Annotated in this window: 16 protein-coding genes; 8 read left to right on the forward strand and 8 right to left on the reverse strand. The window is 65.6% G+C overall.

The genetic code is table 11. The annotated features are described in order from the left end of the window. A partial coding sequence (locus ACU0BR_RS12555) for a zinc-binding dehydrogenase (protein ID WP_446157171.1) occupies window positions 1-964 on the reverse strand: 964 nt, incomplete at its 3' end. Between the two features lie 70 nt (window positions 965-1034). On the opposite strand from ACU0BR_RS12555, the gene ACU0BR_RS12560 reads away from it, so the two are divergent. Further along, window positions 1035-1562 (forward strand): TetR/AcrR family transcriptional regulator, encoded by a 528-nt coding sequence (locus ACU0BR_RS12560; protein WP_446157172.1) that lies wholly within the window; start codon window positions 1035-1037, stop codon window positions 1560-1562. Between the two features lie 12 nt (window positions 1563-1574). Here ACU0BR_RS12560 and ACU0BR_RS12565 read toward each other — a convergent pair whose 3' ends face one another. Together ACU0BR_RS12565 and ACU0BR_RS12570 are read right to left on the reverse strand one after the other, a co-directional pair. Beyond that, on the reverse strand, window positions 1575-1802 hold the full coding sequence (locus tag ACU0BR_RS12565; protein WP_446157173.1) for a DUF6552 family protein: 228 nt from the start codon (window positions 1800-1802) through the stop codon (window positions 1575-1577). A gap of 10 nt (window positions 1803-1812) precedes the next feature. Further along, window positions 1813-2517 carry an SDR family oxidoreductase gene (locus ACU0BR_RS12570; RefSeq protein WP_446157174.1) on the reverse strand — a complete coding sequence of 235 codons (705 nt, stop codon included), beginning with the start codon at window positions 2515-2517 and terminating at the stop codon, window positions 1813-1815. Between the two features lie 118 nt (window positions 2518-2635). Between ACU0BR_RS12570 and ACU0BR_RS12575 the strand changes: the two genes are divergently transcribed. Beyond that, a complete protein-coding gene (locus ACU0BR_RS12575; protein WP_446157175.1) occupies window positions 2636-3529 on the forward strand; it encodes a LysR substrate-binding domain-containing protein in 894 nt (297 codons plus the stop codon). A gap of 844 nt (window positions 3530-4373) precedes the next feature. On the opposite strand, the gene ACU0BR_RS12580 is transcribed toward ACU0BR_RS12575, so the two are convergent. Together ACU0BR_RS12580 and speB are read right to left on the reverse strand one after the other, a co-directional pair. Next, complete coding sequence (locus ACU0BR_RS12580; RefSeq protein ID WP_446157176.1) at window positions 4374-4691, reverse strand: hypothetical protein; 318 nt, start codon at window positions 4689-4691, stop codon at window positions 4374-4376. Between the two features lie 444 nt (window positions 4692-5135). Then, complete coding sequence (speB, locus tag ACU0BR_RS12585; RefSeq protein ID WP_446157177.1) at window positions 5136-6098, reverse strand: agmatinase; 963 nt, start codon at window positions 6096-6098, stop codon at window positions 5136-5138. A gap of 155 nt (window positions 6099-6253) precedes the next feature. Between speB and ACU0BR_RS12590 the strand changes: the two genes are divergently transcribed. Next, on the forward strand, window positions 6254-7558 hold the full coding sequence (locus tag ACU0BR_RS12590) for an NAD(P)H-dependent oxidoreductase (RefSeq protein WP_446157178.1): 1305 nt from the start codon (window positions 6254-6256) through the stop codon (window positions 7556-7558). A gap of 117 nt (window positions 7559-7675) precedes the next feature. On the opposite strand, the gene mprF is transcribed toward ACU0BR_RS12590, so the two are convergent. From mprF to ACU0BR_RS12605, 3 genes are all read right to left on the reverse strand, one after another. Then, window positions 7676-10303 (reverse strand): bifunctional lysylphosphatidylglycerol flippase/synthetase MprF, encoded by a 2628-nt coding sequence (gene mprF, locus ACU0BR_RS12595; protein ID WP_446157179.1) that lies wholly within the window; start codon window positions 10301-10303, stop codon window positions 7676-7678. Between the two features lie 216 nt (window positions 10304-10519). Beyond that, complete coding sequence (locus ACU0BR_RS12600; protein WP_446157180.1) at window positions 10520-11665, reverse strand: Do family serine endopeptidase; 1146 nt, start codon at window positions 11663-11665, stop codon at window positions 10520-10522. A 114-nt stretch (window positions 11666-11779) separates the two neighbouring features. Next, complete coding sequence (locus ACU0BR_RS12605) at window positions 11780-12103, reverse strand: YidH family protein (protein ID WP_446157181.1); 324 nt, start codon at window positions 12101-12103, stop codon at window positions 11780-11782. An 83-nt stretch (window positions 12104-12186) separates the two neighbouring features. Between ACU0BR_RS12605 and ACU0BR_RS12610 the strand changes: the two genes are divergently transcribed. From ACU0BR_RS12610 to ACU0BR_RS12630, 5 genes are all read left to right on the forward strand, one after another. After that, window positions 12187-12990 carry a DUF502 domain-containing protein gene (locus ACU0BR_RS12610; protein ID WP_446157182.1) on the forward strand — a complete coding sequence of 268 codons (804 nt, stop codon included), beginning with the start codon at window positions 12187-12189 and terminating at the stop codon, window positions 12988-12990. After that, on the forward strand, window positions 12987-13592 hold the full coding sequence (locus ACU0BR_RS12615; RefSeq protein WP_446157183.1) for a DedA family protein: 606 nt from the start codon (window positions 12987-12989) through the stop codon (window positions 13590-13592). The genes ACU0BR_RS12610 and ACU0BR_RS12615 overlap by 4 nt, the downstream gene beginning before the upstream one ends. 83 nt (window positions 13593-13675) lie before the next feature. Beyond that, entirely contained in the window at window positions 13676-13939 is a 264-nt protein-coding gene (locus ACU0BR_RS12620; protein ID WP_446157184.1) for a hypothetical protein, read from the forward strand. A 185-nt stretch (window positions 13940-14124) separates the two neighbouring features. Beyond that, a complete protein-coding gene (locus ACU0BR_RS12625) occupies window positions 14125-14640 on the forward strand; it encodes a hypothetical protein (protein WP_446157185.1) in 516 nt (171 codons plus the stop codon). A gap of 493 nt (window positions 14641-15133) precedes the next feature. Next, window positions 15134-15952, forward strand: a complete 819-nt coding sequence (locus ACU0BR_RS12630) for a COG4705 family protein (protein ID WP_446157186.1) — start codon at window positions 15134-15136, stop codon at window positions 15950-15952. Window positions 15953-16052 lie beyond the last annotated feature (100 nt).

Raw genomic sequence — 16052 nt, forward strand, 5'->3', positions numbered from 1 at the left:
GGATCTCCCCCCGCTCGATATAGCCCACAAGGTCGGTGAAGACTTCCGGGTCTTGCCGGGTGCTGCCGATCAGCGTCAGGTCCTTGAGGTAGAGGGTGCGCAGGTCCAACTCGACGATCGGACCGGCAATGGCACCTGAGGTCACGTAGCGACCACGGACCGACAGCGCGTCGAGCAATGCGGGCCAGCGCGAACCGCCGACGAGGTCGAGCACGACATCGAAGGCGCCTTCGGGCAGCGCGTCGTCGCGGCCGAGGATGGCGTCAGCACCGAGCGCACGCAGCTCGTCCGCCTTGGCCAGGCTGGTCATCGCCGTTACGTGCGCGCCGCGTCGCTTGGCGAGCTGCACCGCCGCCGAGCCGACGCCGCCCGAGGCGCCAGTGATCAGCGCCCTCTCGGCGCCCAGTCCCGCACGCTGTATCATTCCCTCGGCGGTCGAGAATGCGCAGGGGAAAGAGGCCAGTTCCGCGTCGGATAGCGAGCTGTCGATGCGGAGCGCATTCCCCGAACCGACAGTCGTGTATGCGGCGAAGCCGCCGTCGCGCTCCGAGCCGAATGTCTCCAGCGCGTCGTCTTCTCCGCCCTCTGGACAATACATGGGGCGCACCAACACCCGTTCGCCGACCCGGGTGATGTCGACCCCGTCGCCGACTGCGACGATCTCGCCGCAGCAATCGGCGCCCTGGATGCGCGGAAAGCTCAACGCGCCGGACCATGCGCCGTCGGCGTCCGAGGCACCGTCATAGCCAGTGGCCGCGGCAGAGTTCGTATCGCCGCGCACCGCCTTGGAATACCAGCCGGTCCGGGTATTCACGTCAGTGTTGTTCACCGCCGAGGCACCGACGCGGATCAGCACCTCGCCCGCAGCGGGACGCGGCACCGGCACACCCTCACGCCAATCCAGTTTGTCGAGTCCGCCGTGGCCTGCCAGAACCATTGCCTGCATCGTTTCGGGAAGGGTCATCGGGTGGCTCCGTCTTGTAGAATGATCGCTCTACTTGCGTGAGTAGAGGGAACGCTCTACAGCGTCAAGCATGACCGATACCAAGACCAAGATCGCCGCCGGGCTGGAGCGGGCCTTCGCCGCCCGTGGCTTTGCCGAACCCAGCGTCGAGGATCTGCGCGATGCAGCGGGTGTCAGCCTGCGCACCCTCTACAAATACACGCCCTCACGCGCCGACATGGTGGTGGCGGCGTTGGAGCATCGCCATGGGCGCTACCTTTCGCACCTCTTCGAGGGTCTGCCCGAGGCGCAGGAAGCGGCGCTCGACGTGCTGTTTGAACGGGTCGGGGCTTGGATGGCAACCGAGACCTCGCATGGCTGCTTGTTCCACGGCGCGGTCGCCGCAGACCCCAGCAGCGAAGGGTTGCTTGAACTGCTGGTGCGGCACAAGGCCGAGGTGGCCCACCGCGCCGCCGCAGCCACCGGGCTCGACGGCCGTGAGATCGACCTGCTGATGATCCTGGAGGGGCTCACGCAGACTTGGTCGCTGCATCGCGACACCGCTGTGCTCAGCGCGAAGCGGCTGGGGCACGGTCTGAGGATGAGTGGCACCGCGTGACGGCGCCCTCCTTCATGTGCGGGCCATGCCTGCCAGCATCGCGCCGAGAGCGACGAAGTGGATCAACATGATCGCCCGGTCTTTCCAGAGCACCCCGACGACCAGCCAGCCCAGAACCCCAACGACGAAGAGGTATAGGTTCCACGGCGTCCAGCCGAAAGCGGTGCCGGCATAGCCGAGAATCTGTATGACAGAGGCCGACCATTTCACGACGAAGGCTGCGCGGTCACGGCCCGGCAAGCTAACCGCTTCAAACGCCACGCGTCAGCCCCCCGTCGATCCGCCAGTTCTGGCCGGTGACATAGCCGCCACCCTCAGAGGCGAGCCAGCTGATCAGCGACGACACCTCCGCCTCGCGCCCGTAGCGGCCCATTGGGATGCGCGCGCGCCGGTCCTCTGCCTCAGGCAAGCTGTCGATGAAGCCAGGCAGCACGTTGTTCATCCGGATGTTCTGTGCCGCGTATTTGTCGGCGTAGAGCTTGGCGAAACTGGCGAGGCCAGCCCGGAAGACGCCCGAGGTCGGGAACAGCGGATCGGGCTCGAACGCGGCGAAGGTCGAAATGTTGATGATCGCGCCGCCGCCCTGCGCTTCCATGATCGGCGTGACCAGCCTTGTGGGGCGGATGACGTTCATCAGGTAGACGTCGAGCCCCTCGTGCCAGTCTTCGTCCGTGATCTCGAGGATGTCACCCTTGGGGCCGTGCCCCGCCGAGTTCACCAGCACGTCGATCCGCCCCCAGCGGTCCATAGCGCCGTCGACGAGACGCTTTAGGTCTTCGACAAATCGGTTGGAACCGGTGACCCCGACGCCGCCAAGCTCTTGTCCCAAGGCCTCGCCCTTGCCTGAGGAGGACAGCACCCCGACCTTGAAGCCATCGGCTGCCAGCCGCCGCGCCGCTCCAGCACCCATGCCGCTGCCGCCCGCCGTGATCAAAGCTACTTTTTCTATTGCCATGTCTAAGTTCTCCGCGTCTTTCCCGTGGCGCCTATTTCGCCTATGCGTATTAAGATACGGAGGAGAGACGCTTGCGACCAGCCAAGCGCAGCTGTTGCGTGGGTGTAGGAGAACTATCGTGTTGAGCGAAGCCAACCTGCCGTCCTTGAACGGCCTGCGTGCTTTCTCGGCCGCCGGTAGGCACCTGTCCTTTCGCGCAGCGGCGGAGGAACTGGGCGTGACACAGGGCGCCGTGGCACAGCAGGTGCGTGGGCTGGAGGAACATCTCGGCCTGCGCTTGTTCCTACGCGAGCCGCGGGGGCTCAGTTTTACAGAAGAGGGGCGGAGCTACCATGCCGCGGTCTCCCGGGCGTTCTCCCAGCTTATGGACGCAACTGGCGCGCTTCTGGACACGCCCTCGCGCGTGACGATCAGCGTAACCCCAACCTTTGCCTCGAAATGGCTTATCCCGAGGCTCGCCGAATTCACCGAGACCCACCCGGGAATCGACCTCCGGATCACCGCGACCGAGCGGGTCATGAGCTTCTATGCCGACGGCATCGACATCGCGGTGCGACAGGGGCGCCCGCCGTTCGGGGCGAGCCTGCGCGCCGAGCTGCTGTTTCCCCAGGAGGTCATCGCAGTGGGCTCCCCGCAGCTGGTGGCGCCGGACGTCCACGTCGACGCCGCCGCGCTATCCCGTATGACTCTGCTGCACGATGCCCACGATCTCTGGCCGCAATTCCTTGAGGCGGCTTTCGGAACCGTGCCGACAGCGCCACGCGGCCTGCATTTCAGCCAAACGACTCTGAGCCTTGACGCAGCCTTGGCCGGTCAGGGTATCGCCCTGGCCAGCCGCTTCCTTGTGCAGCGTGACCGTGATGCGGGTCGCCTGGAGCGTGCCGTCCAAGCCGCACTCGAGGGTGGGCAGGACTTCTACGCTCTTCTCCCCCATCAGGGCGCATCCGAGGCGGCACTTCGGGTGATGGAGTGGCTACTCAGCATGGCGCACGAGGAATCTCGGGAGGGGTGAAAAGGTGGCAAAGAACGCGTTGCGTAACGCGCCGCTACAGGAACACGCTTAGAGGCCATACGGTGCGCGGCGATGCGGCGCGGCGCCTGATCAATTGGCGGTGGCCCCTACGCAGCGGCTGCAAGATTTCGATTACAGGAACGCTTCCGGAAGAAGGGGAAGTTCGCTGCGCTCTGGCCGGAGGACCGCTCAGGGCCGGTTGCTGACTGCTGAATCTTCGCATGATTGGTGGAACGGCATCACCAGCGAACTGCGAGCGGCGCGCCTGAGCGCACCGCTCACAGCCGTGGCTTTAAAGGAGAGTTTGCTCGTGAAGCAGTCGCCTACGCAGTGGTGGCCCATGGTGACTGGGTTTGCACGAGTGGAGCGGATCGTGTTGTTTTTTCAGGCGCGATGCCTCGGAGTTCTGGCAGGGCAGGCCGATCGATGCCAAGGCATCCGCCAGCATGTTCACCGCAACACGTTCGTGATAGACCGCGACGCTCAGAAGCTTCGTGTCGACCATGTAGGTCGGCGCCGCCGCCGAGACTCGCTCACGGTTGTAGGGGTTCGGGTGGCATAGGAGCGTGTCGATGACAGCAGGCTTGACCCCGAGCTGTCCAAGGATGGTCGCTGCGGTTCGCCGGAGATCATGGTGATGCCAACCAGAAGTTCCGCCGGCACGACTGATCGTGTCTGGTGTCCGCGCCCAGTTGCAGAAGCGATGGCGAAGGTGGCACTGTCACTCCCGCCACCTTCATCCCCTCCCGCGAAGCGTTATTTTACAAAGCGTAAACTCTTGGGGTTTCTGCCCGGAACGCTCCTCCGCTACCATCCTTTCCCCAATGTTCTCGGTGACTTCCTCCTATATAGGATTGTGGGTCGTGCGCGTCCCGCCGAGCTTCGACTTGCGACCGAGAGCATCCTTACCAATGCGCTGGACGGACAGTTCCTTGAACACCTTCTCGATTTCCATCTTCGTGATCGTGTGCAGGCGGCGACTGAGAAATTTCGACATGTGTTTCCGCATCTGGGACTCGACTGCGCGCTTGTTGTGATCCAACTGAAGGCGGTCGCGGTCGAGGTAGTGTTCCATCGCCTGTTCGAGCGTCGGTGATGTCTCGACGTTCGTGGACGGTGCCATGATCGCGAGGGCGGCTTCGCTGGCGTCGGCCGCTGACACGTCGGGATAGCGCCCGAGGTTGTGGACTCGGCCTTTGTGTCCGAGTGCCTACGTCTTCGCAGTCTTGCCCGTGCGGAGGAAGAAGCCCGGCGTCCTTGAGTCCCAGTGGCGCGCGTTCGGTGCGGCTGTCTTCGCGAACTTGTCCGACAGGAGGTGCTTGGATCGTGCTGCGGTCATTTGTCAGTGCCTTTCGCCAGTGATTTGTCAGCAAGAGCGCCTCGCAATCACTGACAAATATGCGTTCCAAAACAGGCTCTTACAATACAATCCAATGCCGCTAAACCAAACAATTTATGGTTGGGAAGCTGGGGCGCTACCATTACACCATAGCCGCGGCCTGCGGAGGCTCTTAGCTTTCGGCGGCCGAAAGCACAATAGGCATGACGCCTCCGCAGGCCCGAAATTCCGCGCGGGCGGTTGCGCGTTCCAGCAGCCGGAGGCCGGTCAGCTGGCTGCCCCGCGCGCATGGAACACGAAGCCCAGGAAATTCAGCAGCACCTGCGCCGCCAGGATCGCGGTGCTGCCGCTGTGGTCGTAATCGGGCGCCACCTCGACCAGATCGATGCCCACCACCTCATTGCGGCGCGCCAGCGCCTGAAGCAGCTCCAGCACGTCGTAATACAGGAACCCGCCGTGGCTGGGCGTGCCGGTGCCCGGCGCGATCGAGGGGCAGAAGGCGTCGATATCCAGCGTGACATAGACCCGCGCGCCGGGGGGAATGCGCTCGATCACCTTTGCCGTGCCCATCTGCCGGACCTGGCGCACCGACAGGATGTCGGACCCCATGCGCCGCGCATCGGCGTAGCCCTCGCGCGCGGTGGAGGAGACGTTTCGGATGCCCAGCTGCGTCAGCCCCGTCACATAGGGCTTTTCCGCCGCCCGGCGCATCGGGTTGCCGTGCCCGGCACGCACGCCGTGGCGTTCATCGACGAAATCCAGATGCGCGTCGATTTGCAGCACGTGAATATCGCCGTGACCCTGAAAGGCGTCGATGCAGGGGATGTTGACCGAATGGTCGCCCCCGATCACCACCGGAAACGCCCCCGCATCCAGCATCGCACGCACCCCGGTGCGGATGTTGGCGTGGCTGCGTTCGGTATCGGTGTGCACGATATCCGCGTCGCCCAGATCGACGATGCGCACCTCGGGGCCGAGGTAGGTCACGTCATCCTCGTGATCATAGGCGCCCCCGTGACCGAAGCTGAAAAGCGTCGAGGCCTCGCGCACCGCGCGCGGGCCAAAGCGCGCGCCGGGTCGGAACTGGGTGCCGAAATCGAAAGGCGCGCCCAGCACCGCCACATCGGCGTCGATACTGTCCCAGTCGGGGTGATAGGGCCGTTTGCCAAAGGTCGGGATGCCGACAAACGGCAGGTTCAGCCGCCCGCTGTCGTAGTCGTTCGTGCCCATAAGATGCCCTCCGCTGAAACCCCTGCGCCCTGCCGCGCTACTGGACGCGTGGCCCCGGGCGATGTCAAGCGCAGGGCCGTCCCGGTCGCGCGCGCTGGACATTTGTCCCCGGTCTGGGTTGAGTGGCGCAACTGCAACCTGGGAGGGACCGATCGATGAACCTGGCAAAGCTGTGCGCCGAACGCGCGAGGGAGGGCGACCCGGTGCGGGCCGGGCTGATCGGGGCGGGCAAGTTCGGTTCCATGTTCCTGAGCCAGGTACCCACCATCGAGGGGCTGGAGCTCACCGCGATCGCCGATCTGGACACCGATCGCGCCCGCGCGGCCTGCCGCGCCGTCGGCTGGGACGAGGCGCGCGTGGAGGCCGTGCGTTTCACCGACAGCGGCGCCGATCTGGCGGCCATGGACGGTGTCGACGTGGTGATAGAGGCCACCGGCAGCCCGCGCGCGGGCCTCGCCCATGCCCGGGTCGCGATCGGCGCGGGCAAGCATATCGTCATGGTCAATGTCGAGGCCGACGTGCTGGCGGGGGCCGCACTGGCGCAGCAGGCGCGCGCGGCGGGCGTGGTCTATTCGATGGCCTATGGCGATCAGCCCGCGCTCGTGTGCGAAATGGTGGATTGGGCGCGTGCGGCGGGCTTTCGCGTGGCGGCGGCGGGAAAGGGCACGAAATATCTGCCCGAGTATCACGCGGTCACCCCCGACGACGTGTGGTCGCACTACGGGCTGACCCCCGAAGAGGCCGCTAGGGCGGGCATGAACCCGCAGATGTTCAACTCTTTCCTGGACGGCACCAAAAGCGCGATCGAAATGGCGGCGATCGCCAATGCCACCGGGCTGACGGTGCCCGACGACGGGCTGCGCTTTCCGCCCTGCGGCGTCGACGACCTGGCCCATGTCATGCGGCCGCGCAGCGAGGGCGGGCAGTTGGACGGGCCGGGCATGGTCGAGGTCGTCTCCAGCCTCGAACGCGACGGCCGCCCGGTGTTCCGCGACCTGCGCTGGGGCGTCTATGTGGTGCTGGAGGCCCCGAACCCCTATGCGGCCGCGTGTTTTCGCCAATACGGCCTGCCCACCGACAGCAGCGGGCGCTATGCGGCCATGTACAAGCCCTTTCACATGATCGGGCTGGAGCTGTCGATTTCCGTCCTGTCGGCGGCCTTGCGCGGGGAGCCTACCGGCAGCACCGGGAGCTTCCGCGCGAGTGCGGGTGCGGTGGCCAAGCGCGATCTGGCAACGGGCGAGATGCTGGACGGCGAAGGCGGCTATACCGTCTGGGGCAAGGCCCTGCCCGCCGCGCGCGCCGCCGCGACCGACGTGCTGCCCATCGGGCTGGCGCATGGCGTCAGGATGCGCAGGCCCGTGAAGGCGGGCAGGCCCATCAGCTTTGCCGATGTCGAGATCGCCGAGGATGAGGCGGTCACGCTTTACCGCGCGGCACTGGCGACGCGACCGGCGTGATCCCGGGCGATGTAAACCCCGGCCAAGTCATTCAGGGACATGTCATTCCGGCCCGCGCGCCGCCGGGTCTGTTCGTGCGGCGGCGCGCGGGCGGCGGGACTTGGGCGGCGGGGCGGATCAGGGCGTCTTGACGACCGTTTGACGCAGCCCGCCGCTGATCAATGCGATGATGTCGGCGGTCACGGCGATGATATTGGCCTGCATCGGCATCGCCACATAGATCGAGCGCCACTCGGGGTCGAATTTTTCCTTGAAATTGCGCAGCCCCTCGAAGTTGTAGAACGGGCCGCCGTGGTGATAGATATAGGCCCCCAGCCGCGTGCTGATACGCGCGCCGCGCCGGGCCTCCAGCCCTGCCAGGGGGGCGTTGCCCAGGCTGAATTCGCTGTAGCCCTGTGCCTTGAACCACAGCATCAGCTCGGTGAACAGGTAATCCATCAGCCCCGGCGGCGCATCGCGGACATAGCGCATCAGGTCGATGGTCGCCTTGCCCTTCCGGTCGGTGCGCCACAGGTTGGCAAAGGCCACGATCCGGCCCTGATGCCTGACGACGGCGATGGGAAAATTGCTGAAATAGACCGGATCGAACGCGCCGACGGAAAAGCCCTTTTCGGCGGTGTTCTTGTCGTCGAGCCAATCGTCAGAGATCTCGCGCAGGCGGCCCATCAGCGCATCGTCGATCGGGGCCTCGAGGATGCTGAATTCCAGGCCGTCGCGGATGGCGCGGTTGTGCGCGGTGCGCAGGCGCTTGCGGGCGCTGCCCTCCAGCCCGAAGGCGGCCAGCGGCACCACGGCTTCCTCGCCCATCTTGTGCACGGCCAACCCCATGTCGATCCACAGCGGCACACTTTCGGCGGAGACGGAATAGAATACCGGCCGGGCATTGGCCGAATGGGCGGCATCGTTGAATTCCCAGACCAGGGCGGCGGCCTCGTCGGGATCGCCCACGGGTTCGTGCAGCGCCACCCAGGTGCGGCCCTGCACCCGGTACATCAGAAAACTGCGCCCGCTTTCGGAAAACAGCAGCGACTTGTCGCCCGTCAGGGCGATGTTGGCTTCGGGGTCGGGCTGGGCCGCGATGATGGCGGCGGCGCGACGCAGATCCTCGTCGCTTGCGCGTTCGGAACGGAAGCTGCCGGGCCGCAGCGCGAAGATGAGCAGCACCAGCCCCAGCACGAGCGAGCCGACCAGCCCGGCGCGCATCGCGCGCGGCGCGGATTTATCGGTCGCGAACTGCCACCACAGCTCATTGGCGTAGGGCGTCGCCTTGTTGGCGAAGAACAGCACCGCAAGCGACAGGATCGCCACCCCCGCGACGATCAGCACCCATTTCACCGACAGCACGTTGCGCGTCAGCCGGGTGGTGCGGAAGAATTCCTTGCGCGTCGGCAGCAGGATCAGCAGCGCCAGCGCGAGGATCACGGCGCGTTCATAGTCGACCCCGTTGAGCAAGGAGGCGACGATGCCGCCGCCAAGCGCGCCCACCGACAGCCACCAGGCCCCCGAGACCCGCCGCAGCAGCCCGTGGGCGATGATTACCAGGGCGGCGCCTATCGCGCTCGACAGCAATGCGCCGCCCTCGACAAAGCCCAGCGGCAGCAGCAGCTCCATCTCTTCGGCGAAATCGCTGGTGGGCGGGATCAGCGACGACAGCAGCATGAAAAGCCCCGAGGCGAAGATAAGCGCCGACATCGCCATGGGCACGATCGCGCTGACCGCGCGGAATACCGGTGCCGCGCTGCCGATCTGCGCGCCCGCACCCTTGCCCGCGGGCTTGTCGCCCGCCTTGCTGCCGACCATGCGCATTTCCGACAGCGACAGCATCACCAGCGCGAGTCCGAAGGGCAGAAGGTAATAGATCAGCCGGTAAAGCAGCAGCCCCGCCGCCGCCTGATCCACCGGCACCGAGGCCGGCAGGGCGGCGATGATCACCGTCTCGAACACGCCCACACCGCCCGGCACATGGCTGAGAACCCCCGCCATCACCCCCGCGGCGAAGACCGCAAGAAAGGTGGCGAAGCCCAGATCGTTGGGCGGCAGCAGCAGGTAAAGCGTGGTGGCCGCCAGCAGCAGGTCGACCGCCGTGAATCCCAGCTGCCCCGCCATGATCCCCGGCGAAGGCGACACCAGCCGGAACCCGCGGATCGTCACCTCCGACCGGCGGAGCGCGAAAAACGCCAGGATGCCCACCGTCACCACGAGAATGCAGACCGACAGCCAGCGCAGCACCTGCGGGCTGAGCGAAACCGTCGAGTGCAGCGCATAGGGATGATAGGCCAGCGCGCCGAAGCCCAGGATCGTGGTGCCAAAGCCGAAGGCCAGCGACCCGAAGGCCGCGATGGCCGCAATGTCATACCCCGACAGCCCCAGCGCGGAATAGATCCGGTAGCGGACCGCGCCCCCCGTCACCGGCCCCGCGCCGATGGTGTTGCCGAAGGCGTAGCCCAGGAACCCGCCGGTGAAGACGACCGGCAACGGCAGCTTCTTTCCGATGTAGCGCAGCGCCGACCAGTCATAGCCGATCAGCGCGATATAGCCGCCCGCTGTGGAGAGTATCGCCAGCAAGATGATGTGGCGTGGCGTGCCCCGGACCTGCTGCATGACGTCCCTGAAATTGACCGGCGCCAGCAGGCGGTAAAGCGCATAGGTCCCCGCCGCGAACAGCGCGGCCGTCAGGATGTAGGGCAGAAGGGGTTTGATGCGGCTCCAAACCGTATCGGCGGGCAGGGCGTCGTCCTGAGGCACTCGACTGTCCTTCGCTCGTTAATCTCGTCGCTCCGGGCTGCCGCGGCCGCCCGCGGGGCGGGATATGCGGGCGCGGACCCGAAATTACATGCGCTTCTCAATGACGAAAGTGCCGACGCCATTCAAGTGGCGCCGGCACTTTCCCCCGCCGGGGGGTGCGTCGGTCATCCCGGCGCGGCCGCCCCGGGCGGGCGTCGGGTCCGGTATGGCTGCCGGTTACGCCTTGTCGGCGCTGCGGGTCGACAGCGTGACGTCCAGCGTCATCTTCTGGCCCTTGCGCAGGACCTCGACCTTGGAGGCCGTGTCGGGGGCGGTGGAGGCCACGGCGCGGGTCAGATCGCGCACGTCGCTGATCGCCTTGCCGTCGAAGCTGAGCACGATATCGCCGTTCTGCACGCCGGCCTTCTGCGCGGGGCTGCCGTCCATCACCTTCTCGACGACCGCGCCCTTGCTGCTGTCATAGCCCAGCACATTGGCGATCTCGGGCGACATCGGCTTGATCTGCACACCAAGCCAGCCGCGCTCCATCTTGCCGTCGTCCTTAAGGTCGGCGACAACCGTCTTGACCATGTCCGAGGGTACGGCGAATCCGATGCCCACTGACCCGCCATCGGGCGAGAAGATGGCCGTGTTCACGCCGACCACATCACCGGCGGCGTTGAACAGCGGCCCGCCGGAGTTGCCGCGGTTGATCGCCGCGTCGGTCTGGATGAAATCGTCGAACGGGCCGGAATTGATGTTGCGCGCCTTGGCCGAGACGATCCCCGAGGTCACGGTTCCGCCCAACCCGAAGGGGTTGCCCATCGCGATCACCTCATCGCCGACACGCAGCGCGTCGGAGGAGCCGAACTTGACCATCGGCAAGGGCTTGTCGGTCTTGACGCGGATCAGCGCGATATCGGTCAGCGGGTCGGTGCCCACGACGGTCGCCTTGTGGTCGCTGCCGTCGGAAAACTTGACGTTCACCTCGGTGGCGCCGTCGACGACGTGGTTGTTGGTGACGATCAGGCCGTCTTGCGAAATGATGAAGCCCGAACCCAGCCCCTTTTGCTGCTGCGGCGCCTCACCGCCGGGCATTCCCGGCATTCCGGGCAAGCCCGGGATCTGCCCGCCGAAGCGGCGCTGGAATTCCTGCATGAACTGGTCTTGGGACATCTGGCCATCGTGCGAGGCGGGCGTGATCATCGTCGACACTTCGACGCGGACCACGGCCGGGGACACGGTGCTGACCAGATCGGCATAGCCGCCGGCGGGCACGGCCATCGCCGTCGTCGGCGCGAGAGCCACGACGCCTGTGGACGCAAGCGCGGCGGCCAGCGTGTAGGAGGCGATTTTGCGGGCTTTCGTGGGGGTGCTATTCATGTGACGTTCTCCGTGGATGAAAACTCTTGGTGCTACGGAGATCGGAACCCTCGGTTTCGGGCAGTTAGCAAAAATTATACATATTTGTAATGTCACTTTTCCCGGCGCGCCCCCTCATTGGGCGAGCGACAGCAGGAACACGAACAGAACCCCCAGCAGCACCGCCAGCATCGTGGCGAAAAGCGTCTCGACCAGGGCGTATATCTTGCGGTCGTCGCGCTTGCGGTTGATCTGGTGGCGGATCGTCAGGAAGCGCAGCGTCGACAGGGCCACAAGCGTAGCGCTCATCGCGACCAGGGCAAGCCCGGTCCAGCCCCCCGAGGGGGTGTTGGGCAGCCGCTCTATCAGCACGCCAAAGCCCGCGATGGCGACGCCGGTTCTGATCCAGGCGAGGAATGTACGCTCGTTCGCGGCATGTTCGGGAAATCTGTCTATCACCCTGCGGCATCCCCTGTAATTTCTGTAACTTCCTGATGCGATCAAACTAACTTACTAATTTGCGGACGAGAAGCGGGGTCAGGATGCCTTTGTTTACCTATATCTGGCAAAAGGGGATCGTCAGCGCCTTTCTGACCGGGCTGTTCGTGTTGCTGCCGGTCATCCTGACGCTGCTGATCATCGAATGGCTGGTGGGCAAGCTGCGCGACGCGCTGGGGCCGGGCACGTTCTTCGGCGATCTGCTGACCACGGGCGGGCAGGCGGTGATCGGGCCTGCGCATACCACGATGGCGTTCTGGCTGGGCGCGGGGTTCGCGCTGCTGGGGGTCTGGGGCCTGGGCGTGCTGGTCAAGGCGCAGGCGCGGCGCAAGCTGGCCAACTGGATCGACGGTCTGTTCTCGGGCGTGCCTCTGGTCCGCACGATCTATCGCCCCGTCAGCCAGGTGGTGCGGCTGATGATGGTCGACAGCAGCGATGAATTCAGGGGCATGTCGGTGGTCATGTGCCGTTTCGGCGGCGAGCAGGGCGCCGAGGTCCTGGCGCTGCTGACGACACCGCAGGTCTATGACGTCGGCGGCAAGCGCCGTCAGCTGGTCTATCTGCCCACCTCTCCCGTCCCGATGTCGGGGGGGTTGGTCTTTGTCGCGGAAGATGCGATCAGCCGGGTGCCGCATATGGATGTCGACGATCTGATGAAAATCTATTTCTCGCTGGGCGCGCTGATGCCCGATGATGCCGACGGCGGGTTGCCGCGCTTTCGCCCCGAGCGGGCGGCCAAAGCGGCGGGTGGAGCGGCGGGGGCGACCGAAGCGACGGGGGCGGCGGACATGCCGCAAGATCCCGCGCAGGCGCACCCCTTCGGAGTTGCGAAAGACGACGGCGCATGATCTGGCTGAAGACGACCATGCTGGCGATGATCGACCAATACGGCGTCATCGCCCTTTTCGTGACACTGACGCTGGAAACGGTGGGCCTGCCGATTCCGGGCGAAAGCGCCCTGATTGTGACCTCGGCCATCGCCAGCACCGGACAGATCGACATCTGGCATGTCGCGATCGCGGCCTATCTGGGAGCGGTTCTGGGCGACAACATCGCCTATTTCATCGGGCGCCGTTACGGGCGTGCCGTGGTGCTGGCGCGGGGCGAGCGGTTCGGCATCACGCCGGAGCGATTCGCCCGCGCCGAAGCCGTCGCGCAGCGCTACGGTCCGATCATGGTGATCGTCGCGCGCTTCATCGTGCTGCTGCGCCAGTTGAACGGCCTGGTCGCGGGAACCTCGGGAATGCACTGGATGACCTTCCTGCTGTCCAACCTGCTGGGTGCCGCGCTGTGGGTGGGGTTCTGGACGGTGCTGGCCTACAAGTTCGGCCGCTCGGTTTCGATCATGCCCTTCGTGCAGAGCCACCTCTACCTGGTGATCAGCCTTGCCGTGGTCGCGCTGATCGGAATGATCCTCATCGTTTATCTGCGGCTGCGCAAAGCGCGCTGAGTTGACAGGAATGTAATCCCGGCGTCATGCGCGCAGGCTGCGTCTCTCCCACCTGTGAGATGTCACAGACAAGGAGACCTGACATGAGAAAGATCAAATCGATGGCCGCCAGCCTGCTTGCCCTCGCCGTTGTCGTGGCGGGGTTGGGCTTTGGCCTGATGGCGGTGGGATTTGCGATCACGATCGGCGCGCTGTTCGCGCTGGCGATGCGGCTGGGCGGGCCGGAGATGCTGCGCCGCGCGCAGGAACGCGCCGGACAGCAGGCCGGTCACGCGTCGGAACCCGGGTCCGTCGACACGCCCGCGGAACAGGAGTCCGCGGCACAGGACACGGTCGTCCCCGCCTGAGCAACAGCGGCAAGACCAACGGGGAGGAGCGGGCGTTCGCCTGCTCCTTTTTGCGTTTTCGGCGGAAAAGCGTCACGAAAGTTTGATGAAGGAAATGTAATCCTAGGTCCATCTTGGGGACGAGCCGCACCCATAGCTGCTTGTCACCGGGAGGAATGGTCCTTCTGTCAAACGGAGAACGAAACATGACGCGTAACAAACTGGCAATCGCCGCGACCTCTGCATTGATCGGATTCGGCGCGCTGGCGGGCACCGCCGCGCTGGCCGCCAGCCACACCGCCAACGGCGACTCCGCGCAGGAGCTTCAGCAGTTCCTGAACCAGAACCCCAATGTCGCCTCTGCCGTCGCGGCCGTCGAGGCCAAGACCGGCGGCAAGGTCACGGGCGCGGAATTCGTCGATGCGAACGCAGGCGCCGCCGCGACGGTCGAATTCGAGGTCAAGACCGCGAACGGCATGAACCAGACCGTTCTTTACAAGATGGCCGACGGCAGCATGAACGCGCGCGCCGATGACAGCAATCACGATGGCAAGGGCATGAGCGAGGACGACAGCCGCGACAACGGCGACAACGGCGCCGAGGCGGGGTCCGAGCAGAACGACGACCATCAGGGCGGTCAGGACGACGGCGAGAGCGATGACGGCGATGACGGCAGCGACGACAGCAGCGACGACGGCGAAAGCGGCTCCTCCAACAACTGAGCCACGACAGCCGACCCGGTCCCTGAGCCGGGTGACTGAATTCTGACGATTTCAGATGGGGCGGCCCTCGCGCGGGGCCGCCCCTGACGTTTGCGCAGGCCCGGCCCTCCTTGCTGTCGGTGCCCCCGTTCCTGGCGGCCCCCGGGCGGCGAGTGCGCGACCCCGCCGAGAGGAGCGAACGCCCCCGGAATGCCCCGGAACACTCCGGCGCCGCAGCAATGCCTCCCGCGAGCCAAGTGCCCGGCGATCAAGCGAATTTCGCAAATTTACGCATCCGTAACCTTCACGCAAGGGCAAGGCATATGCCGCGCTGCATCATTCAATCTGTTGACCGGTCCCGCACCGGCCCCGGGATCGCCTGCCCTTGGGCATGACGCGCCCCGCCGAGCCTCTGCGCGGATCCTCTCGACAGCAGATTTCAACCCGACCGATGGGCCGGGCGGCGCGCGTGGACGCGCTGCGGCCATCAATTTTTTCCGCGCAGGAGACGGACATGACCAGTACCGACGCTTTCAACACACAGGGCAACGCCACAGCCGTGACCGACCCCCATACCGGCGAGACACGCTATAACCGCGTGCCGCAGGTCACCTGGGATTTCTGGCTGGTCAAGCTGCTGGCGGTCACGGTCGGCGAAACGGCCGCCGACCTCATCAACACCAGCCTCGGGCTGGGGCTGACGAACACATCGCTGCTGATGTCGGTCTTTCTGATCGTCGCGCTGGTGTTCCAGTTCGCGCAGAAACGCTATGTGCCGGTCTATTACTGGACCACCGTGGTGCTGGTCAGCGTGGTCGGCACCTTGATCACCGACAATTTCATCGACAACCTCGGGTGGAGCTTTACCCCCGTCACCCTGTCGTTCACCGCCGCGCTCGCCGCGACATTCGCGGTCTGGTACATGGTCGAAAAGACGCTTTCGATCCACTCGATCTATACCTTCCGGCGCGAGGCCTTCTACTGGCTGGCGATCCTGTTCACCTTTGCACTCGGCACGTCGGCGGGCGATCAGCTGGCCGAAGGTCTGGGTGTCGGCTTCCTGATGTCGGGGCTGATGTATGCCGCCGTCATCGCGGTGATCGCGGGCCTGTTCTACGGCGGGCTGATGAACGGCATCCTGGCGTTCTGGCTGGCCTACATCATCACCCGTCCGATGGGCGCATCCTTCGGCGATTACCTGTCGCAGCCGGTCGCCAACGGCGGGCTGGGACTGGGCACCATCGTCACCAGCCTGATCTTCTTCGCCGCGATCGGCGCGACGGTCTGGTACATGACGCGCAGCAAGGACGGGCTGGAAGTCGCGCAGGACTGACCGCCGCGACAGCCGAACGACCGGCCGGGGCCCCCTGACGGGGGCCTCTTTGCGTGGCGGCGGCGGCCCGCCGCAGCTCGCGCCGGTCAGAAAGCCGACC

The organism is Brevirhabdus sp. (assembly GCF_052826345.1).